Here is a 16,709-nt window from a genome sequence, read left to right on the forward strand (position 1 = left end):
GAACTACTCGTGGTATCGAGCACGCAGATTCAACTGATCAACCGGCCGGCGGGCTGGCCCACCCAGGACGACTTCCGGACTGTCACCGTGGAGTTGCCCGACCTCGCCGGTGATCAGGTTCGTGTGGTCAACGAGTTCACCTCCGTCGACCCATACATGCGCGGTCGCATGAACGACGTCAAGTCCTACATTCCGCCGTTCGTGCTGGGGGAGACCATGACCGGTGGCGCAGTGGGGCGAGTCGTCGAGTCGACCGCCGACAGCCACCCCGTCGGCTCCGTCGTGGTGCACGACCTGGGATGGCGCGACGTGGCGCAGGGCGATGCCTCCGCATTCCGTGTGGTGGAAGAGATTCCCGGTGTCCCGGTGTCCGCATACCTCGGCATTCTGGGGTTGACGGGCCTCACCGCCTATGTGGGTCTTCTGCACATCGCCCACATGAAGCCCGGTGACTCCGTGTTCATTTCCGGTGCCGCCGGTGCCGTCGGAACTGCGGCCGGGCAGATCGCCCGCCTCGAAGGCGCCTCCCGGGTCCTCGGATCCGCGGGCTCAGCCGAGAAGGTGGCGCTACTCACCGACCGCTACGGCTATGACATCGCGCTCGACTACAAGGCCGCACCCATCCGCAAGCAGCTGCTCGAAGTCGCGGGTGACGGAATCGACGTCTACTTCGACAACGTCGGCGGCGATCACCTCGAGGCGGCACTCGCCGCCATGCGCAACGGGGGACGAGCCGCGCTGTGCGGCGCGATCGCCGGCTACAACGCCACCGAGCGTGTGCCGGGACCGGACAACATGATGAACATCATCAGCCGCGGTCTCACGTTGCAGGGATTTACGCTGGGCAACTACACCCACGTGTTCCCCGAGTTCGCCGCCAAGATGGGACCGTGGCTTGCGTCCGGTGACGTGGTGCACGACGAGACGGTGGTCGAGGGCATCGAGAATTCGGTGGACGCATTCCTCCAGCTCATGCGCGGCGGGAACGTCGGGAAGATGCTGGTCAAGGTGTAGGCGGCTCCGCCGCCCGTGAGTGGTTGAGGAGTCCAGAGACTCGTTAACCACTCACGGGCGCGGAGCGCCTGTAGCGTTCGCGGACGTTGGGGGCAGGGTCGGCCTCGTAACGCTGGGTGGACGTCTGATCCCACTTGGGTGGTTGCGTGGTGCCGGCGAGTGTCCACGCAGCCTGACGGCACGCGCCGACCGCGACGTACTCGCCGGGTTGCGGCACCAGGACGGGCGCACCGAAGATGGCCGGGGCGATCTCACGGAGTGCCCGCGAGCGTGCGCCGCCACCGACGAGCAGGATCCGGCGCACGGCGACACCCTGCGCGACCAGGTGGTCGATTCCGTCGGCCAACCCGCACAGCAACCCTTCGACGGCCGCCCGTGCGAAGTGGGCGGGCGTCGAATTGCTGAGCCGCAGGCCCTCTATCGACCCTGTGGCGTTCGGTCGGTTCGGTGTGCGTTCGCCTTCGAAGTACGGCACCATCACCAGGCCGCCGCTGCCGGACGGTGCCGACAGCGCAAGCCGCGACAGCTCTTCGTGATCGACCCCGAGTAGTGCCGCGGTGGCGTCGAGTACCCGCGCCGCGTTGAGCGTGCAGACGAGCGGCAGATGGCGTCCGGTCGCGTCGGCGAACCCTGCGACGAAACCGCCGGGGTCGTTGGCCGGTATGTCCGACACCGCGGACACCACCCCCGATGTGCCCACCGAGACGATGACGTCACCCTCCTGTGCGTCCAGAGCGAGTGCGGCAGCGGCGTTGTCACCTGTTCCGGGGCCGAGTACCGCGCCCGACCGCGTCTCGCCGATCCGCTCGGAGGGCGCTGCCACTCGGGGCACCTGCACGGAGCGGCCACGGAGGGCCAGCGACAACAGGTCGGGTCGATACGCGTTGGCCGCGGCCGAGAAGTATCCGGTGCCGCTGGCGTCGCCGCGGTCGGTGGCCAGGGCGTCGAGATCGCGGGCACTGGTGAGCTGCCAGCCGATCCAGTCGTGCGGGAGGCACACCGCTGCCGTTCGGTCTGCCTGTGCGGGTTCGGAATCCGCGAGCCATCGCAGCTTGCTGACGGTGATGGCCGCGAGCGGGACGACACCCACGGCGTCCGCCCAGGCGTCGGGACCGCCGAGGTCCTCCACCAACTGTGCGGCAGCCCCCGCCGACCGGGTGTCGTTCCACAGCAGCGCCGGGCGTACCACCGACCCGCTGTCGTCGAGGCACACCATGCCGTGTTGCTGGGCTCCCACCGACACCGCGGCGACGTCGTCGAGACCACCGGCCGTGGTGATCGCGGTGTCCAGGGCCCGCGCCCATTCCTGCGGGTGCACTTCGGTCCCGTCGGGATGGGGCGCTGTGCCCTTACGGACGAGTTCTCCGGTGTCGGCGTCGCAGACGAGCACTTTGCACGACTGGGTCGACGAGTCGATTCCTGCGACGAGTGTCATTGCAGAATCCCGGCCTCTCGGTCGAGCGTCTCGCGGTCGGGAAGGTCCGCGCCGGCCTTGGCGACGGTGAGGGCGGACATGAGAACGGCGTTGGCGAGTACGGTGCGCAGCCGTGCGGGATCGAGTGCGCGCAGGGCGCCGCGGTGTTTCGCGCCGAGCAGGCCCTGGGACCAGAAGCCGTCGAGCAGTCCGGCCATGAAGGCGTCACCGGCGCCGACGGTGTCGATCACCTGGACCTCGCGCGCGGCCATCTCGACGACACCCGCCGCGCACACCGCGAAAGCGCCCTCGGAGCCTTTGGTCACGGCGACCACTGCGGGTCCGAGCGCCAGCCAGTCGCGGGCGATGTCGACGGGGTCCCGGGTGGGGTCGAACCAGGCGAGGTCTTCGTCGCTGGCCTTGACGATGTCGGACATCGACACGAGGTGCTCGATTCGTTCCCGGGCCCGTACCTCGTCGGTAATCAGTGCGGTCCGGACGTTCGGGTCGAAACTGATGGTCGCCGAGGAGCGGAGGCGGTAGAGGATATCGGCCACCACGGCACATCCAGGTTCCGTCACGGCGGCAATGGACCCGGTGTGAACCAGCTCCGGAGTCGAGGCCCAGGCGGGGGCGGGCAGCGCCCATTCGAGGTCGAACTCGTAGGTGGCCGCACCTGTCGGGTCGAGTGTCGCGCGGGCGGTGGCCGTGGACTCTGCGGACATGCTTCCCGACGCCACACGGACGCCCGAGGCTGCGAGGTGGTCGAGGATCATTCCTCCCCGTGCGTCCTCCCCGATGCGGGTGACGAACTCGACCGGTCTGCCGAGGCGGGCGAGTCCGACCGCCACGTTGAGGGGGCTGCCTCCGGCGTACTCGGTGGTGGTGCCGTCGGCAGCGGTGACGATGTCGATGAGGGCTTCCCCGACGACCATGCTCATGACTGCACCTTCTCGAGCAGGGATTCGAGTGTTTTTCGCGCGCCGACCCGGTGTAGCGAATCGAGTGCCCACAGATAGGCGGTGACGAACCGTGGATAGTCGGCCAGATCGCCGAAGACCGATTGGTTCTCGATGAAGGCCGTAGGGTTCTCGTGCTGGCTCCGCGCGATCGGCACGAGGGAGTCCTTCATCTGGTCGACGACGTCGATGGGTTCGCCGTCCTCGTCCACTCCCTCGGCGTACCGGGCCCAACTCGCGACGATCGCGGCCGACAGTCGAATGTGCCGGTCGGCGATCAGATTCTCGCGGATCACCGGCAGCAGCCACTTCGGGATGCGGTCGGAGGACTCGGCGCACAGGCGGGCGACGGTGTCGCGGATCTCCGGGTTCGAGAAACGTTCGATGAGCGTGCGCTTGTACTCGTCGAGGTCGACGCCGGGAACCGGCGCCAGGGTAGGTGTGGCCTCGTCGTCCATGTACGACAACAAGAATTCGGCGAACAGCGGGTCCTGCGCGACCTCGTGCACGAGGCGATACCCGGAGAGGTACCCGAAATAGCAGAGGGCCTGATGACTGGCATTGAGCAGGCGGAGTTTCATCAGTTCGTAGGGTGCCACATCCTCTACCAACTGCACGCCGACCTGCTCGAACGGCGGCCGGCCCAGAACGAACGAATCTTCGAGAACCCAGGAGGTGAACGGTTCGGCGGCGACGGGCCACTGGTCGTCGACGCCGAATCGAGTCGAGAGTGCCTGCGTCACTTCTACGGTGGTCACCGGGGTGATTCGATCGACCATGGAGTTGGGGAAGGAGGTCTCGGTGCGCATCCACGCCGCGAGTTCCGGGTCTTTCATTTCGGCGTAGGCGAGGAACATCTTGCGCGCCACGGTGCCGTTTCCCTCGATGTTGTCGCACGACATGATGGTCGGCGACGCCAGTCCGCGGGCCCGTCGACGGGCCAGCGCTTCCACGATGAGCCCGAATGTGCTTGTCGGCGCGGCGCCGTCGCGGAGATCGTGGACGATGTCGGGGTTCTCGCGGTCGAACTCGCCGGTGTCGTGGGTGAAGTTGTAGCCGCCCTCCGTGATGGTGAGCGAGACGATCCGGGTGGACTCGGCGGCGATCTTCTCGATCACCGCTTCGGGGTCATCCGGTGCGAAGAGGTAGTCCACGATGGAGCCGATGACGCTCACGTCCCAGGTCCCGTCGGCATGTTTCAGGGCCAGGGTATAGAGCCCGTCCTGTGCCTCGAGTACGTCCTTCATGCGCCGATCGCCGGGCAGAACCCCGACTCCGCAAATGCCCCACGCGCGGGCCTGCCCGAGGCGCAGCAGCTTGTCGACGTACATCGCCTGGTGTGCACGGTGAAAGCTCCCGACACCGAAATGCACTATCCCGACGGAGATGTCGTTTCGGTCGTAGGTGGGTACTTCGACTCCATCGCTGAGACGCTCCAGCGTCTGCGCGTTCAGTTGCATCGCTCTCTCCTCATTCCTGGACGCGTACGACGGCCTTGAGGCTGCCCGGCATCCGGTCTGCATTCAACGCTTGTTCGGCCTCGGCCAACGGGTACTTTCCGGTGACCATCGAATCGAGATCGACCCGGCCGGAACGGGCGAGTGCGATCGCAGCGGGCCAGGTGTTGGCGTACCGGAAGACGCCGGTGAGTATCAGTTCCCGGTTTTGAATCGTCTGCACCGGAAGTGTCATCTCGCTCGAACCCATGCCCACCAGGACGACGGTGCCCGCCGGCCGGACCGCGCCGATTCCGGCCAGCACGGCGCTCGGCGCTCCGGACGCGTCGACGAAGGCATCCACCCGAAGGGCCGACACGTCCTGCTCGCGCGGGTCGAGCACGGTGGTGGCGCCGAACTTGGCGGCCACTGCCCGCCTTTGTGCGTCGAGATCGGAGACGATCACCTCCGTGGCGCCGAAGGCCAGTGCCGTTTGCGCCGTGGCGATTCCGATCGGCCCGGCGCCCGCGATGAGCACCCGCGACCCCGCGGTCAGCCCGGCTTTCCGGGCCGTGGCGATGGCCACCGACAGCGGCTCACACAGCGCTGCCGCGTCGTCGGACATCTCGTCCGGGACGGCGTGCGCGAAGGCGGCGCCGATCGTCACGTACTCGGCGAGCGCCCCGTCGATCGGCGGGGTCGCATAGAACTGCATGTGCGGGCAGAGGTTGTAGAGGCCGCGCCGGGTCTCGTCGCTACCGGGATCGGGGCGCTGGGGTTCGATCGACACCCGCTGCCCGATCCGGTCTGTCGCGACGCCCTCGCCGACACCGACGATGGTGCCCGACGCCTCGTGGCCGAGAACGATGGGCTGTTCGACGACGAACTCCCCGATGCGTCCCTCCCGGTAGTAGTGCGCATCGGATCCGCAGACGCCGACCGACGAGACCTGCACCAGCACGTCGCCCGGAGCGGGGGTAGGTACCGCGCGCTCCCTGATCTCGATGCGACCGGGTTCGACGAGAACGCTGGCTCGCATCGTGCTGGGGATACGCGAGGGAAGTGTTGTGTGCGTCACATCTCGATGCTAACGTACTGAGCAGAAGAACGCATAGTGATCATTTGCTCACGGCTTCTCGGGCAACCGAAGTACCGCTCCACGGCCCGAGATCATGGCGAGGAGAACCAGTGACATCCCCCGACGCGACGGCGCCGACGCCGTCTCTCACCGCAGTCCCGTCACCGTCGACCACGGAAGATCTACGACTCGCGTTACGAGCGGCAACGCTCTACTACCTCGACGGGCTGACGCAGGCCGAGGTCGCGACTCGGCTCGGCGTCTCCCGGCCCACCGCGGGCCGCTTGGTTGCCCGCGCCAAGGCGCAGGGCTTGGTCCGCATCGACGTGCAGGTTCCGGCGCATCTCAGTGACGCGCTGCGCTCCGACGAGGAACGCGCTCTCGAAGAACGGTTCAACCTGGTGGAAGCGGTGGTGGTGGCCGATTCGGTGGACGCCGCCGGCCCGATCGACCAACACGGCAGCTTCGCCGGGGTGGGACGCGCTGCTGCGTCGTTGCTCGTACGGCGGATCCGTGACACCGACACGCTCGGTTTCACCTGGGGCCCGGAAACGGTGGCCGTGGCGCAGGGTCTGCCCTCCGGCGCGGCCGTGTGCGCCACCGTTGTGCAGCTCGACGGCTCGGTGAGCGCCATCAACTATCAGACCGGCACCGAGTACGTCCTCGGTAGGTGTGCTGAACAATTGCAGGCGAACACTATTCGGCTTCCCGTTCCGCTGTACGCGGATGCGTCCACGGTGGTATCCATGCGGGGAGACTCGGTGATCTCCAAGGCGCTCGAGGTCGGTCGCACGGCGCAGATGATGATGTTCGGCACCGGCGCGGTCTCCACGTCGACCACGTTGTTCGAGGGAAGCTTCCTCGACACCGACATGCTCTCCGTACTTACCGACCTCGGCGCGGTCGGCGAGGTGGGTGGCCGTTTCTTCCGGCTCGACGGCACTGACGTGGATGGGCCGCTGAACGAGCGGGCCATGTCTGTTCCACTCGACGACATCCGGGCCTGCGAGGGATCGATCCTCGTCACGGGTGGAGCCGCGAAACACCATGCGGCACTGGGTGCCCTCAACGGCGGACTGGCCAAGATGCTGGTCTGCGACATCGAATGCGCGCGTTGGCTGCTCGATCAGTAGCACCACGCAAGAGAGGTGAAGATCGGTGAAGAAACACAGGAAACCGGCGACGATGCTGGTGGCGGGCGCGGGAGCGCTCTGCCTCACGCTCAGTGGTTGCGCGGGCGCCGGATCGCTGGGCGCGTCGGATCAGACCATCACCATTGCGATGGTGTCCAACTCACAGATGCAAGATGCTCAGAAGCTCGCGTCGCAGTTCGAGGAAGAGAACCCCGACATCGACCTGAAGTTCGTGACACTGTCGGAGAATCAGGCGCGCGCGAAGATCACGGCATCCACCGCAACCGGTGGCGGCGAGTTCGACGTCGTGATGATCAGCAATTACGAGACTCCGCAATGGGCCAAGTACGGCTGGTTGAAGAATCTGTCGGAGTACGCCGAGGCGACCGAGGGGTACGACGAAGCCGACTTCATCCCCACCCTGCGCGAGTCGCTGTCCTACGAAGGGGACATGTACTCGGTGCCGTTCTACGGCGAGTCCTCGTTCCTGATGTACCGCAAGGACCTGTTCGAGCAGGCCGGGATCACCCTGTCGGAGAAGCCGACGTGGACCGAGGTCGCCGCAGCCGCACAGCAACTCGACTCCGAAGACATGGCCGGTATCTGCCTCCGTGGCAAGCCGGGCTGGGGTGAGTTGCTCGCGCCGCTCGACACCGTCATCAACACGTTCGGTGGCCGCTGGTTCGACGAGGATTGGAATGCGCAGCTCACCAGTCCGGAGGTGGAACGCGCCGTGCAGTTCTACGTCGATCTGGTGCGCGAGTACGGCGAGCCCGGTGCCGCGACGAGCGGTTTCGGTGAGTGCGCCACACAGCTGGCTCAGGGGCAGGTGGCGATGTGGTACGACTCGACGTCCGCGGTGTCCACCCTGGAGGATCCGTCGTCGAGCGCCGTCGTCGGCAAGATTGGGTACGCACCCGCACCGATCGAGGTGAAGGAAAACTCCGGCTGGCTGTACAGCTGGTCACTCGGAATACCGGAGAGCAGCGACAACCCCGATGCGGCGTGGAAGTTCATCTCGTGGATGACCGACAAAGAATACATACGCACGGTCGGTGAGGATCTGGGCTGGGAGCGGGTGCCCCCGGGCAGCCGTCTGTCGACCTATGAGATTCCCGAGTACAAGGAGGCCTCGGCGGCCTACGGTCCGCTGACGCTCGAGGCGATCGAGAACGCGACACCGGAAGCGCCTACCGTGCAACCGGTTCCGTACACCGGCGTGCAGTTCCTGGCGATCCCGGAGTTCCAGGATCTCGGAACCCGCGTCAGTCAGCAGATCAGTGCGGCCATCGCGGGCCGGCAGACCGTGCCCGAGGCGCTCGCCCAGGCACAGCAGTACGCCGAGGTCGTCGGCGCGACATATCGGGAGGAACAGTGACCACCATCGCGGAGAAGCCAGCCGCGGATACCACCGCTGACCGGGTGCGAGAACTGCGGGAGGCCAAGGACGACAGCGTCTCCCGCGCCGAGGGATGGCGTCGCCGAGGACCGTTGCTGCCCGCCCTGATCTTCATGATCGTGGTGACTCAGATCCCGTTCCTGTTCACGCTGTACTACTCGACGCAGTCCTGGAACCTGGTACGTCCGGGCTCCCAGGCGTTCGTCGGACTGCAGAACTACGTGGACGTGTTCCAGGACAGCCAGTTCCGTGAGGTCGCGGTCAACACCGTGATCCTGATCGTCGGCACCGTGCTGATCTCGGTGGTGCTCGGACTGCTGCTCGCGCTGCTGCTCGACCGCGCCTTCCTCGGCCGGGGCATCGTGCGTACCCTCCTGATCACCCCGTTCCTGGTGACGCCTGTTGCCGGTGCGCTGCTGTGGAAAACCACGATGTTCGACCCCGTGTTCGGCATCGTCAACTTCGTCCTCTCCCCGTTCGGTGTGGGGCAGGTCGACTGGGTCAGCAGGTTCCCGCTCCCCGCGGTCATGGTGAACCTGATCTGGCAGTGGACGCCCTTCATGATGCTGCTGATTCTGGCGGGTCTGCAGTCCATGCCGCGCGATATCCTCGAGGCGGCACGGGTGGACGGCGCCAAGCCCTTCGCGATGTTCCGTGAATTGACCCTGCCGCATTTGCGCCGGTTCATCGAACTGGGTGCGGTGCTGGGGGCGATCTACCTGATCAACACGTTCGACGCCATCTACATGATGACCCAGGGCGGGCCTGGCACGGCCAGTGCCAACCTCCCCTTCTACATCTATCAGCGGGCGTTCCTCGGATTCGACATCGGGCAGGCCGCCGCGATGGGCGTCATCGTCGTGATCGCGACCATCGTCGTCGCGACCCTGGCGTTGCGCCTGATCTTCAAGAGCTTTACCGGTAACGAGGAGGCAGCGTAATGAGTACCGACACTGCGGCGGCGCCGGTGGAATCGACTCCCGCCGTCCCGGAGACGAAGCGGGCGCGCAAGCACCGCAAGTTCAGCCCGTGGAGTGTGGTGGCGTGGATCGTGGCCCTCGGCTTCTTCTTCCCGGTGGCCTGGATGGTGCTCACCGCGTTCAAGCAGGAGGGTGACGCCTACACGACTCCGCCGAAGCTGTTCTTCACGCCTACCCTGGACCAGTTCACGGCAGTGCTCGAGAGCGGAATCGGCATCGCACTGCTTAATTCGGCCTTCGCGACCGCCATGTCGACGATCCTCGTGCTGGTACTCGGTGTGCCGGCGGCGTTCGCGCTGTCGCTGCGGCCGGTACGTAAGACGAAGGACGCCCTGTTCTTCTTCATCAGCACGAAAATGTTGCCGATCGTGGCCGCAATCATCCCGCTGTACGTGATCGTCAACGACATCGGTCTGCTCGACAACATCTGGGCGCTGGTCATCCTGTACACGGCGATGAACCTGCCCATCGCGGTGTGGATGATGCGCTCGTTCTTCCTCGAGGTCCCGGGCGAACTGCTCGAGGCGGCGAGCATGGACGGAGCGAGCCTGTGGAGGTCGGTGCGTGAGGTAATTCTTCCGCTCGTGTCTCCCGGCATTGCGGCCACCGCGTTGATCTGTGTGATCTTCTCGTGGAATGAGTTCTTCTTCGCGGTCAACCTCACCGCCGTTCAGGCGCAGACCATTCCGGTGTTCCTCGTCGGATTCATCACCGGTGAGGGACTGTACTGGGCCCGGCTGTCGGCAGCGGCGACGCTGGCGGCGCTCCCGGTCATCCTGGCCGGCTGGGTCGCGCAGAACAAGCTGGTCCGCGGCCTGTCCTTCGGCGCGATCAAATGATCATCCCGACAAAAACTTCCACCGACTTCAGTACTCACTAGAGGAGCAATCATGGCTGACATCGCGTACAAGGGCGCATCCTGCATCTACGAGAACGCCGACACGCTGGCGGTCGATTCGCTCGACCTCGAGATCGAAGACGGCGAGTTCATCGTCCTCGTCGGACCGTCCGGTTCCGGCAAGAGCACGGCACTACGCATGCTCGCCGGCCTCGAGGACATCGACGAGGGCACCATCACCATCAACGGCAAGGACATGGTGGGGGTGCCGTCGAAGGACCGCGACATCGCGATGGTGTTCCAGAACTACGCCCTCTACCCGAACAAGACGGTGGGCGAGAACATGGGATTCGCGCTGAAGATGCGCGGGGTCGGACTCGAGGAACGCAAGCGCAAGGTGGCCGAGGCGGCCAAGGTTCTCGACCTCACCGAATACCTCGATCGTAAGCCGGGCAAGCTGTCCGGCGGCCAGCGGCAGCGCGTCGCGATGGGACGCGCGATCGTGCGTGAACCTCAGGTGTTCTGCATGGACGAACCACTGTCCAACCTCGACGCCAAACTGCGCGTCCAGACGCGTACCCAGATCGCGGCATTGCAGCGCAGGCTCGGCACCACCACCGTCTACGTCACCCACGACCAGGTCGAGGCCATGACGATGGGTGACCGGGTGGCTGTCCTGAAGAACGGTAAGCTGCAGCAGTTCTCGGCGCCGACCGAGCTGTACGACCGGCCCACCAACGCCTTCGTCGCCGGCTTCATCGGTTCGCCCGCGATGAACCTGATGACCATGCCCATCGTCAGCGACGGCGTGCGCCTCGGGAACTCGACGCTCGCGCTCGAGCGCGACCAACTGTCGGCGCTGCACGCCGCCGGACTGGAGACCGTCACGGTCGGTGTGCGTCCCGAGCAGCTGGAGTTGTCCACCGGAGAGGGCGGCATCGAGGTGATCGTCGACCTGGTCGAGGAACTGGGGAGTGAATCCTACGTCCACACCCACATCGCCGGTGACGGTACGCAACTGACCGCGCGGTCACTGACTCGCACGCCCGCGCGGTTGGCCGACACGGTGTCCCTGCGCAAGCGCGACGGAGCGGTGCACCTCTTCCACCCGGAGACGGGCGAGCGGATCGGCGACTAGAGCGTGGGCGCGGCCGATCCGCGATCGGGCCCGCGTCCACCCGATTGTCCCGATCGTCGAATCAGCTGTTGGACAGACGTTCCGGCGCCGGCTTCTCGTCGAGTCGTGTGGCGGTCAGTGCCCCGGATGCTATCCCCTGCTGCAAAAGAAATCTCTGAAGCACCGATTCTGGCAGGAGGTGATGGGTTCATCAACGGTCGTTCTTCGGGGCTGGTGGGGCCGTGTCACAAGATCGGTACGGTCATGCCGGACGATCAGTTCAAGATCGTCATCCCGACCGCCACCAACATGGTCGGAGAACCTGTTCACAGCGAAGGAACGCGGCAAGCAAGTGGTCCTCTTCAGCCGCAACGCTGCAGGACTGCGGTTGCGACCGCATCCGGTGCGGCATTCTCGGCAGCTACCCAAGTGATGCGGATGCCATCCGTATAGTGCGGCGGTTCGATGCGAGTGCCGACGTCGACTACCGTCCCCGAACCATGCTCTCGCATGGCACACAGTACGGATTTCCTGATTGCGCCGGCGTCGGAAAAGCAGTTGATAAAAATGTCCGGATCTCCGAGCGACGCGCTCAGTTCGGATAACAGGCGGTCGGCGTCGGATTCTGAGGCCGGGTCTCCGCTGGCGGAGAGGGCCCAGATCCCGGATGCAGATGTGAAGAGCGTCCTCGCAGCCGCGTCGCCTTGCTTGGCATCGTGAGCGATCAGACCGATGCGCTGTGTTCCGGCGCGGACGAAGTGCTGTGCGATGAGAAGGCCGATGCCGCTGTCACCGCCCACGATGAAGACGGTGGCATCGGCAACGTCAATCGAACTCATGACTTGCGCCGAAGTGTCAGCGGCACCGAAACGTGGTTGTGATCGCCGGCGGTACCGTCACAGCCGGCGCATTGCGGCACGATTCCTGCGGCCCGTACGGAGAGTTGCTCTTTGGCTTTTGCGTCTCGCGATTCGGCCGAAGAAACTGAACCCGCGTACTCGTCCCGTGCGAGCAGCCCGGCTCCGTATGCTCCGGCGATCTGCGGCTGTGCAAGCACATCGATGGGGTGCCGCAGCGCCTTCTCGATGTAGTGCCGAGCGGCAGCGTTCTGCGCGACGCCGCCGGTCATCACGGTTGGCGTCGCCTTCCCGACCTGTGCTAGCAAGCCCAGCGTACGGGCGGCAACGGCTTTGTGAACCGAGGCGGCGATGTCCGACTTCTCCCGACCTTGCGCCAGCATCGAGATGACTTCGGTCTCGGCGAACGTGGCGCACATGCTGCTGACTTCCAGACCTTCCGCGCCGGAGAGCGCAAGGTCGCCGACATTGTTGACGTCGACCTCCAATGCACGGGCGAGCACGTCGAAGAAGCGTCCGGTCCCGCTGGCGCACCGATCGTTCATGGCGAAGCGGTCGACGAGTCCGTCGGAGTCGACGGCGATGACCTTGCTGTCCTGCCCGCCGATGTCGATTACCAGCCGGACACCCGGATGCAGAGCAGCCGCGCCGCGTGCATGGCAGGTGATCTCGGTGAACGAGCGGTCCGCGCCGGGTACGAGCTTGCGTCCATACCCGGTGCTGATGGTGTGTCGTATGCTGTCGCGACCGATGCGGGCCGAGGTCAATGCGTGATCCATCGCGCGCAGCACGGCGTCACGGCTGACCGCCCCCATTTGCACGACACTCGATCCGGCCAACCCGCCGTCCTGATCGACTATGACTGCCTTCGCCGTCGTCGAACCCAGGTCGACGCCCATCACGTACCAACCCATCAGGCTAGAGTCTTCATCCGCTGCACGTCGATTGCTTCGAGCATTGCCTCGAGGCGGCTGTCGAACAGCTCGTCGTTGTAGAACGAGGCGTCTGCGACGTCGCCTTCGAAGAAGAACGATTTGACGCCTCGCTCACGCTCAGCGGATTTGGCGAGCATCGACTGTGGATTTGTCATCGCTCGGCACGTTCGGGTCGAATGGAAGGCAATGCCATCGATCGAGTACTCGTCGAGACGGCGAAGCAGCAGCTCCTGCAGGTTTCTCAAACCGTGGTTGAGCGGGCAGAGCAGGTAGTGCTGAGCCATGCCGCGGAGAGGGTTGTCGATATCGATGAGTTGTGGTTCCTGCCAGAATGATTCGTGGGTGTAGCGACCGGCGACGACCGCGACGTCGTATTCGGCGAACTTCCTCGTGAGGAAACCGAGCTTGTTCCAGTTCATGATGCCATCGAAGTAGACGCGGTAGCGTTCGTTCGCCACCCCGGAGATGCCGTCGACGATGCGTTGCTGGATCTCGGCTTTCACGCCGGCGAAGTAGTCGACCAGTGCCTGGTTGCCGGGTAGGAAGTTGATAGGTGCGATGCTGGCAACCCAATCCCAGTACGTCGCGGGTGTCGGCGCCAGCGTGCACAGTTGCATCGCTTCGAGTCGCAGTTCGGAAGCGCGCTTGATGTAGGACATACTCTCGCTCAACAGGTCCCAGTCGAAAGGTCGTCCGGTCTGATGCTCGAGGAAGCTGACGAGTTCGCGCAACTGGCCTTCGGCGTACGTGCTGACTTCTTCCCATTCTTCGCCGCGCATATAGCCGGCGTCGGGCTTGTTGCCCCACAACATCGGCAGCGACACGTTGAAGATCGGAAGCTTGCGGTCGAAGACGCGGTAGGTCATGGCGTCCCACTGCTGTCCGGTGCTGCACCCTGCGTAGCCGTTGACGAAGAAGTCCGGTGCGGGCAACTTCGCTGCAAGTTCCTGCTGGTCCACCAACCCGACCACACCGGTCTGTCGTTCACTGATGGTTTGTTGGGTCAGAACCGCGCACCCTAGGTGCGTACGGGCGTATGAACAGAGCTCGCCGATGTAGCCGTACTCGGCCCCGGCGGCCTGCGCAGGCTCTTCGAGGTGTTGCGCGGCCAGTCGAGCAGCGAAGGCCTCACCGTGGCACCATTCGAGTCCCGCCGCTTGGAAGAGCGGATTCATGGCGGCGCCGTTGTACCAGACGACGTGTTTGCCGCGTTCCTTCGCGGTGAAGATGTTGTCCCAGTAGTCTGCGGTCATCTTCCCGCCGAGCCGAGTGCTCTTCAGGCGGTTGGTCTTGTCTTGATTCTGATCTGCGAGCGTCATGGTGAACTCCTGAAGTGTGCGGCGGATTCAAGCCGGAAGGGGCGACGGGTGACGGCGGATTCGCTCGACGAACGTCTCCATCTTTGTGCGCAAAGTCTCGATCGGAATACCTTCGTGTTCGGTCTCGATCAGTAGCGATTGAACTCCGTGGGCCTCTAGCGCCTTGCGTAACTCCGGGTAGTACAGCATGTGAGGTTCACAGAATTTGGCCATCAGCACGACGACGCCTACCGAGCGGCTCGCCTCGAGCGATTCCAGCAGGTAGGTGTCCCAGTCGACTTTATTGGTAACTCGTGTCGGGCACGGCGCGTTGATGTTTCGTTCCAAGTACCACGTTGACAGCGCAGCGAGGGGATCTCCGTCTTCGGGGACGTCCGTGGAGATGTACCGGAAGCCGGTGTAAAGATCGTCGTCGACTACGAGACCACCGGATTCTTCTATGACGTCGAGAATCTCGGGCTTGGGTGCATGGCAGAAGTGACCCGACAGGTGGAGCCGCACGAGGTCGTCCGGTGCCTCGTCGCGTACGACAATTCTATCGAGCAGTTCGAGCAAGACCGCTGTGTGCTCATGGATGTCCATCACCATGCTCGACTTGACGAGTAGCTGCATCTCGCTGGCGGTGATGCGTGCTCGTCCGGACCGGCGTAAGTCGTAGAAGTGGCGAAGCAGACGGCGGTTCTCATTGAAGGCTTTGATGCTTCGGGCCAGATCGGCGTCGGTGAGGCGGGCGCGCACGACGGTCTCGATCTCGGTCTTCAGATCACTGATCCGCCCGTCGACGCGAGGTTTGGTCCAAGCGTCGTCCATCGCGCTGGTGAATTGCGCGAAGTGCACCGGTTTTTCCGGACGGGAGTAGCGGATGGCGTCCACAGCTCCCAGGAGCTGAACGCAATGGTCGGCAACAACGAAACCATCGAAGACATCGAGTTCCCCTATGGATGCCTGATCGGCGACGCTCCGGGTGTATCCGCAGTAGAACTCGGCGAGCATGCTGCGGCCCTCGGTGATCGGGGTCTTGCTCTCTTGGATGATCACCGGGAGTGCGCCAACGGCGTGGACGATCTCCGACGGAAAATTCATGGGGAAGGATCCGATGACGGGGCGGCTATGTGCAGCTTTCCAATTCAGTGCATACGAGACCGGGTCGTCGGCGACAGTTCGTAGCGTCGCCATCGAGGATGCGTGGAGTTCGCTCACTTTTGTCCTTCGACTTCATTGGTGGAACGCACCGCATTGGCGCTTCACTCAATGATACATTTCAGTACACGTTGTGTCCAAGAATGTATAACTATGTGGGTAAGGCTGTGCTAGAGACGGTCGGTATCGGAGAAAGTCAGTCGAGACGCGCGATGGATAGCCAGTGCGCATGGGCTGCTGGCGTCCATTCGGCACGCAAATTCTGCAGACGCTTGACCACGTCGAGGCCGGTCCAGTTGGGAAGAAGCGCGGCGGGCAGTTGCGGATCCATGTACGGAGTGTGGCGAAGGGCATCGGCAAGCTCTAGGTGAGCAAAAAGAGCTTCCTCGCCGGACAGGGGTCTTTTTCCGTCGAACCGAGCCAACAGTTCGTCGTAGCTGCTGGCGACCATTTCGAGATCCCACGAGCGATGGACCAACTCGTTCTCCGGAATCCCCACGTCAACGGGAGACCCGATGAAGGAAATGGTGTTCGATGACAACCCCAAGGAATCGATCGCCGTCTTTGCTTCGGGCAAGCGGTCGACGTGCGGAGTGACCCAGACGCCTGGGCTCGGGTTGCCGAAGCCCGCCCACCGAAACGCCGCGTACAACTTTTTCCGCATCGCGCGGTGTGATTCCGGAATCGGGGCGATGACGACGAGCCACCTGCCGTCCCATCGGCTCGACCCGGACATGTCGGGGAACACCCGCGTCACACCTTCGACGAAGAGCTGATGAGCCTGCTCGGTGAGACTCCACTTCGTTTGCCGACCGTCGCGCTCCGCGGTGATCAGCCCGGACGCACCCGCCCTCGCGATCGCCTGCCTACTCGCCGGCTCGCCGAATCCGAGGCCGGTGAGGACGTAGAGTAGTGCAGCTGTTCGCACCGGCCGACGATATGGGGCGACGAACTCACCGAGAATCGAGATGAGCGCGGAACGAGCGCTGCCGATCGAACTCGATTTCGTCTCCGCCGGCTTCGGCATGGGGTCGGTCACGGGCGTCATGGTATCTGCGCCGCGTCGATCATTATCGTCAGGAGCGCAGAG

General features: G+C 64.5%; 15 protein-coding genes. 6 read left to right on the forward strand and 9 right to left on the reverse strand.

Annotated elements, in window-relative coordinates:
• Nucleotides 1–9: 9 nt before the first annotated feature.
• Nucleotides 10–1,014: an NADP-dependent oxidoreductase gene (locus tag HYG77_RS17970; RefSeq protein WP_109334232.1), complete on the forward strand. Its 1,005-nt coding sequence runs from the start codon at nucleotides 10–12 to the stop codon at nucleotides 1,012–1,014.
• Nucleotides 1,015–1,057: 43 nt separating this feature from the next.
• Here HYG77_RS17970 and xylB read toward each other — a convergent pair whose 3' ends face one another.
• From xylB to HYG77_RS17990, 4 genes are read right to left on the reverse strand one after another with little or no spacing between them, the layout of a single operon-like run.
• On the reverse strand, nucleotides 1,058–2,449 hold the full coding sequence (xylB, locus tag HYG77_RS17975) for a xylulokinase (RefSeq protein ID WP_208960105.1): 1,392 nt from the start codon (nucleotides 2,447–2,449) through the stop codon (nucleotides 1,058–1,060).
• Nucleotides 2,446–3,369: a carbohydrate kinase gene (locus tag HYG77_RS17980; protein ID WP_109334228.1), complete on the reverse strand. Its 924-nt coding sequence runs from the start codon at nucleotides 3,367–3,369 to the stop codon at nucleotides 2,446–2,448. Before HYG77_RS17980 ends, xylB begins: the two co-directional genes overlap by 4 nt.
• A complete protein-coding gene (locus HYG77_RS17985; protein WP_208960106.1) occupies nucleotides 3,366–4,847 on the reverse strand; it encodes a mannitol dehydrogenase family protein in 1,482 nt (493 codons plus the stop codon). Before HYG77_RS17985 ends, HYG77_RS17980 begins: the two co-directional genes overlap by 4 nt.
• A 10-nt stretch (nucleotides 4,848–4,857) precedes the next feature.
• The gene (locus tag HYG77_RS17990; RefSeq protein WP_109335427.1) at nucleotides 4,858–5,862 is read right to left on the reverse strand and encodes an NAD(P)-dependent alcohol dehydrogenase; all 1,005 of its coding nucleotides are present in this window, start codon (nucleotides 5,860–5,862) and stop codon (nucleotides 4,858–4,860) included.
• A gap of 149 nt (nucleotides 5,863–6,011) precedes the next feature.
• Here HYG77_RS17990 and HYG77_RS17995 point away from each other — a divergent pair, with 149 nt between their 5' ends.
• The 5 genes from HYG77_RS17995 to ugpC are packed head-to-tail and all read left to right on the forward strand — an operon-like array spanning nucleotide 6,012 to nucleotide 11,389.
• Nucleotides 6,012–7,034, forward strand: coding sequence for a sugar-binding domain-containing protein (locus HYG77_RS17995; protein WP_208960107.1), 1,023 nt, complete (start codon nucleotides 6,012–6,014; stop codon nucleotides 7,032–7,034).
• A 52-nt stretch (nucleotides 7,035–7,086) separates the two neighbouring features.
• Nucleotides 7,087–8,412 carry a sugar ABC transporter substrate-binding protein gene (locus HYG77_RS18000; RefSeq protein WP_208963437.1) on the forward strand — a complete coding sequence of 442 codons (1,326 nt, stop codon included), beginning with the start codon at nucleotides 7,087–7,089 and terminating at the stop codon, nucleotides 8,410–8,412.
• Entirely contained in the window at nucleotides 8,409–9,374 is a 966-nt protein-coding gene (locus tag HYG77_RS18005) for a sugar ABC transporter permease (protein ID WP_208960108.1), read from the forward strand. The genes HYG77_RS18000 and HYG77_RS18005 overlap by 4 nt, the downstream gene beginning before the upstream one ends.
• Nucleotides 9,374–10,252: a carbohydrate ABC transporter permease gene (locus HYG77_RS18010; protein WP_208960109.1), complete on the forward strand. Its 879-nt coding sequence runs from the start codon at nucleotides 9,374–9,376 to the stop codon at nucleotides 10,250–10,252. The genes HYG77_RS18005 and HYG77_RS18010 overlap by 1 nt, the downstream gene beginning before the upstream one ends.
• A gap of 51 nt (nucleotides 10,253–10,303) precedes the next feature.
• Complete coding sequence (ugpC, locus tag HYG77_RS18015) at nucleotides 10,304–11,389, forward strand: sn-glycerol-3-phosphate ABC transporter ATP-binding protein UgpC (protein WP_208960110.1); 1,086 nt, start codon at nucleotides 10,304–10,306, stop codon at nucleotides 11,387–11,389.
• A 341-nt stretch (nucleotides 11,390–11,730) separates the two neighbouring features.
• On the opposite strand, the gene HYG77_RS18020 is transcribed toward ugpC, so the two are convergent.
• From HYG77_RS18020 to HYG77_RS18040, 5 genes are all read right to left on the reverse strand, one after another.
• A complete protein-coding gene (locus HYG77_RS18020) occupies nucleotides 11,731–12,207 on the reverse strand; it encodes an SDR family oxidoreductase (RefSeq protein WP_208960111.1) in 477 nt (158 codons plus the stop codon).
• Entirely contained in the window at nucleotides 12,204–13,139 is a 936-nt protein-coding gene (locus tag HYG77_RS18025) for an acyl-CoA dehydratase activase (RefSeq protein WP_208960112.1), read from the reverse strand. The genes HYG77_RS18020 and HYG77_RS18025 overlap by 4 nt, the downstream gene beginning before the upstream one ends.
• The gene (locus tag HYG77_RS18030) at nucleotides 13,139–14,479 is read right to left on the reverse strand and encodes a 2-hydroxyacyl-CoA dehydratase family protein (RefSeq protein WP_208960113.1); all 1,341 of its coding nucleotides are present in this window, start codon (nucleotides 14,477–14,479) and stop codon (nucleotides 13,139–13,141) included. Before HYG77_RS18030 ends, HYG77_RS18025 begins: the two co-directional genes overlap by 1 nt.
• 27 nt (nucleotides 14,480–14,506) lie before the next feature.
• Nucleotides 14,507–15,679 carry a 2-hydroxyacyl-CoA dehydratase family protein gene (locus HYG77_RS18035; protein ID WP_109334208.1) on the reverse strand — a complete coding sequence of 391 codons (1,173 nt, stop codon included), beginning with the start codon at nucleotides 15,677–15,679 and terminating at the stop codon, nucleotides 14,507–14,509.
• Between the two features lie 136 nt (nucleotides 15,680–15,815).
• On the reverse strand, nucleotides 15,816–16,667 hold the full coding sequence (locus tag HYG77_RS18040; RefSeq protein WP_109334206.1) for a PaaX family transcriptional regulator C-terminal domain-containing protein: 852 nt from the start codon (nucleotides 16,665–16,667) through the stop codon (nucleotides 15,816–15,818).
• Nucleotides 16,668–16,709 lie beyond the last annotated feature (42 nt).

The sequence above is a fragment of the Rhodococcus sp. ZPP genome, from assembly GCF_017656075.1.
GTDB classification, from domain to species: Bacteria; Actinomycetota; Actinomycetes; order Mycobacteriales; family Mycobacteriaceae; genus Rhodococcus_F; species Rhodococcus_F oxybenzonivorans.

Bases quoted from the DNA above. Each gene is read 5' to 3' on its own strand.
- HYG77_RS17985 (WP_208960106.1), bottom strand. From the start codon at position 4,847: ATGCAACTGAACGCGCAGACGCTGGAGCGTCTCAGCGATGGAGTCGAA.
- ugpC (WP_208960110.1), top strand. From the start codon at position 10,304: ATGGCTGACATCGCGTACAAGGGCGCATCCTGCATCTACGAGAACGCC.
- HYG77_RS17990 (WP_109335427.1), bottom strand. From the start codon at position 5,862: ATGCGAGCCAGCGTTCTCGTCGAACCCGGTCGCATCGAGATCAGGGAG.
- HYG77_RS18030 (WP_208960113.1), bottom strand. From the start codon at position 14,479: ATGACGCTCGCAGATCAGAATCAAGACAAGACCAACCGCCTGAAGAGC.
- HYG77_RS17980 (WP_109334228.1), bottom strand. From the start codon at position 3,369: ATGAGCATGGTCGTCGGGGAAGCCCTCATCGACATCGTCACCGCTGCC.
- HYG77_RS18010 (WP_208960109.1), top strand. From the start codon at position 9,374: ATGAGTACCGACACTGCGGCGGCGCCGGTGGAATCGACTCCCGCCGTC.
- HYG77_RS18000 (WP_208963437.1), top strand. From the start codon at position 7,087: ATGCTGGTGGCGGGCGCGGGAGCGCTCTGCCTCACGCTCAGTGGTTGC.
- HYG77_RS18025 (WP_208960112.1), bottom strand. From the start codon at position 13,139: ATGGGTTGGTACGTGATGGGCGTCGACCTGGGTTCGACGACGGCGAAG.
- xylB (WP_208960105.1), bottom strand. From the start codon at position 2,449: ATGACACTCGTCGCAGGAATCGACTCGTCGACCCAGTCGTGCAAAGTG.
- HYG77_RS18020 (WP_208960111.1), bottom strand. From the start codon at position 12,207: ATGAGTTCGATTGACGTTGCCGATGCCACCGTCTTCATCGTGGGCGGT.
- HYG77_RS18040 (WP_109334206.1), bottom strand. From the start codon at position 16,667: ATGACGCCCGTGACCGACCCCATGCCGAAGCCGGCGGAGACGAAATCG.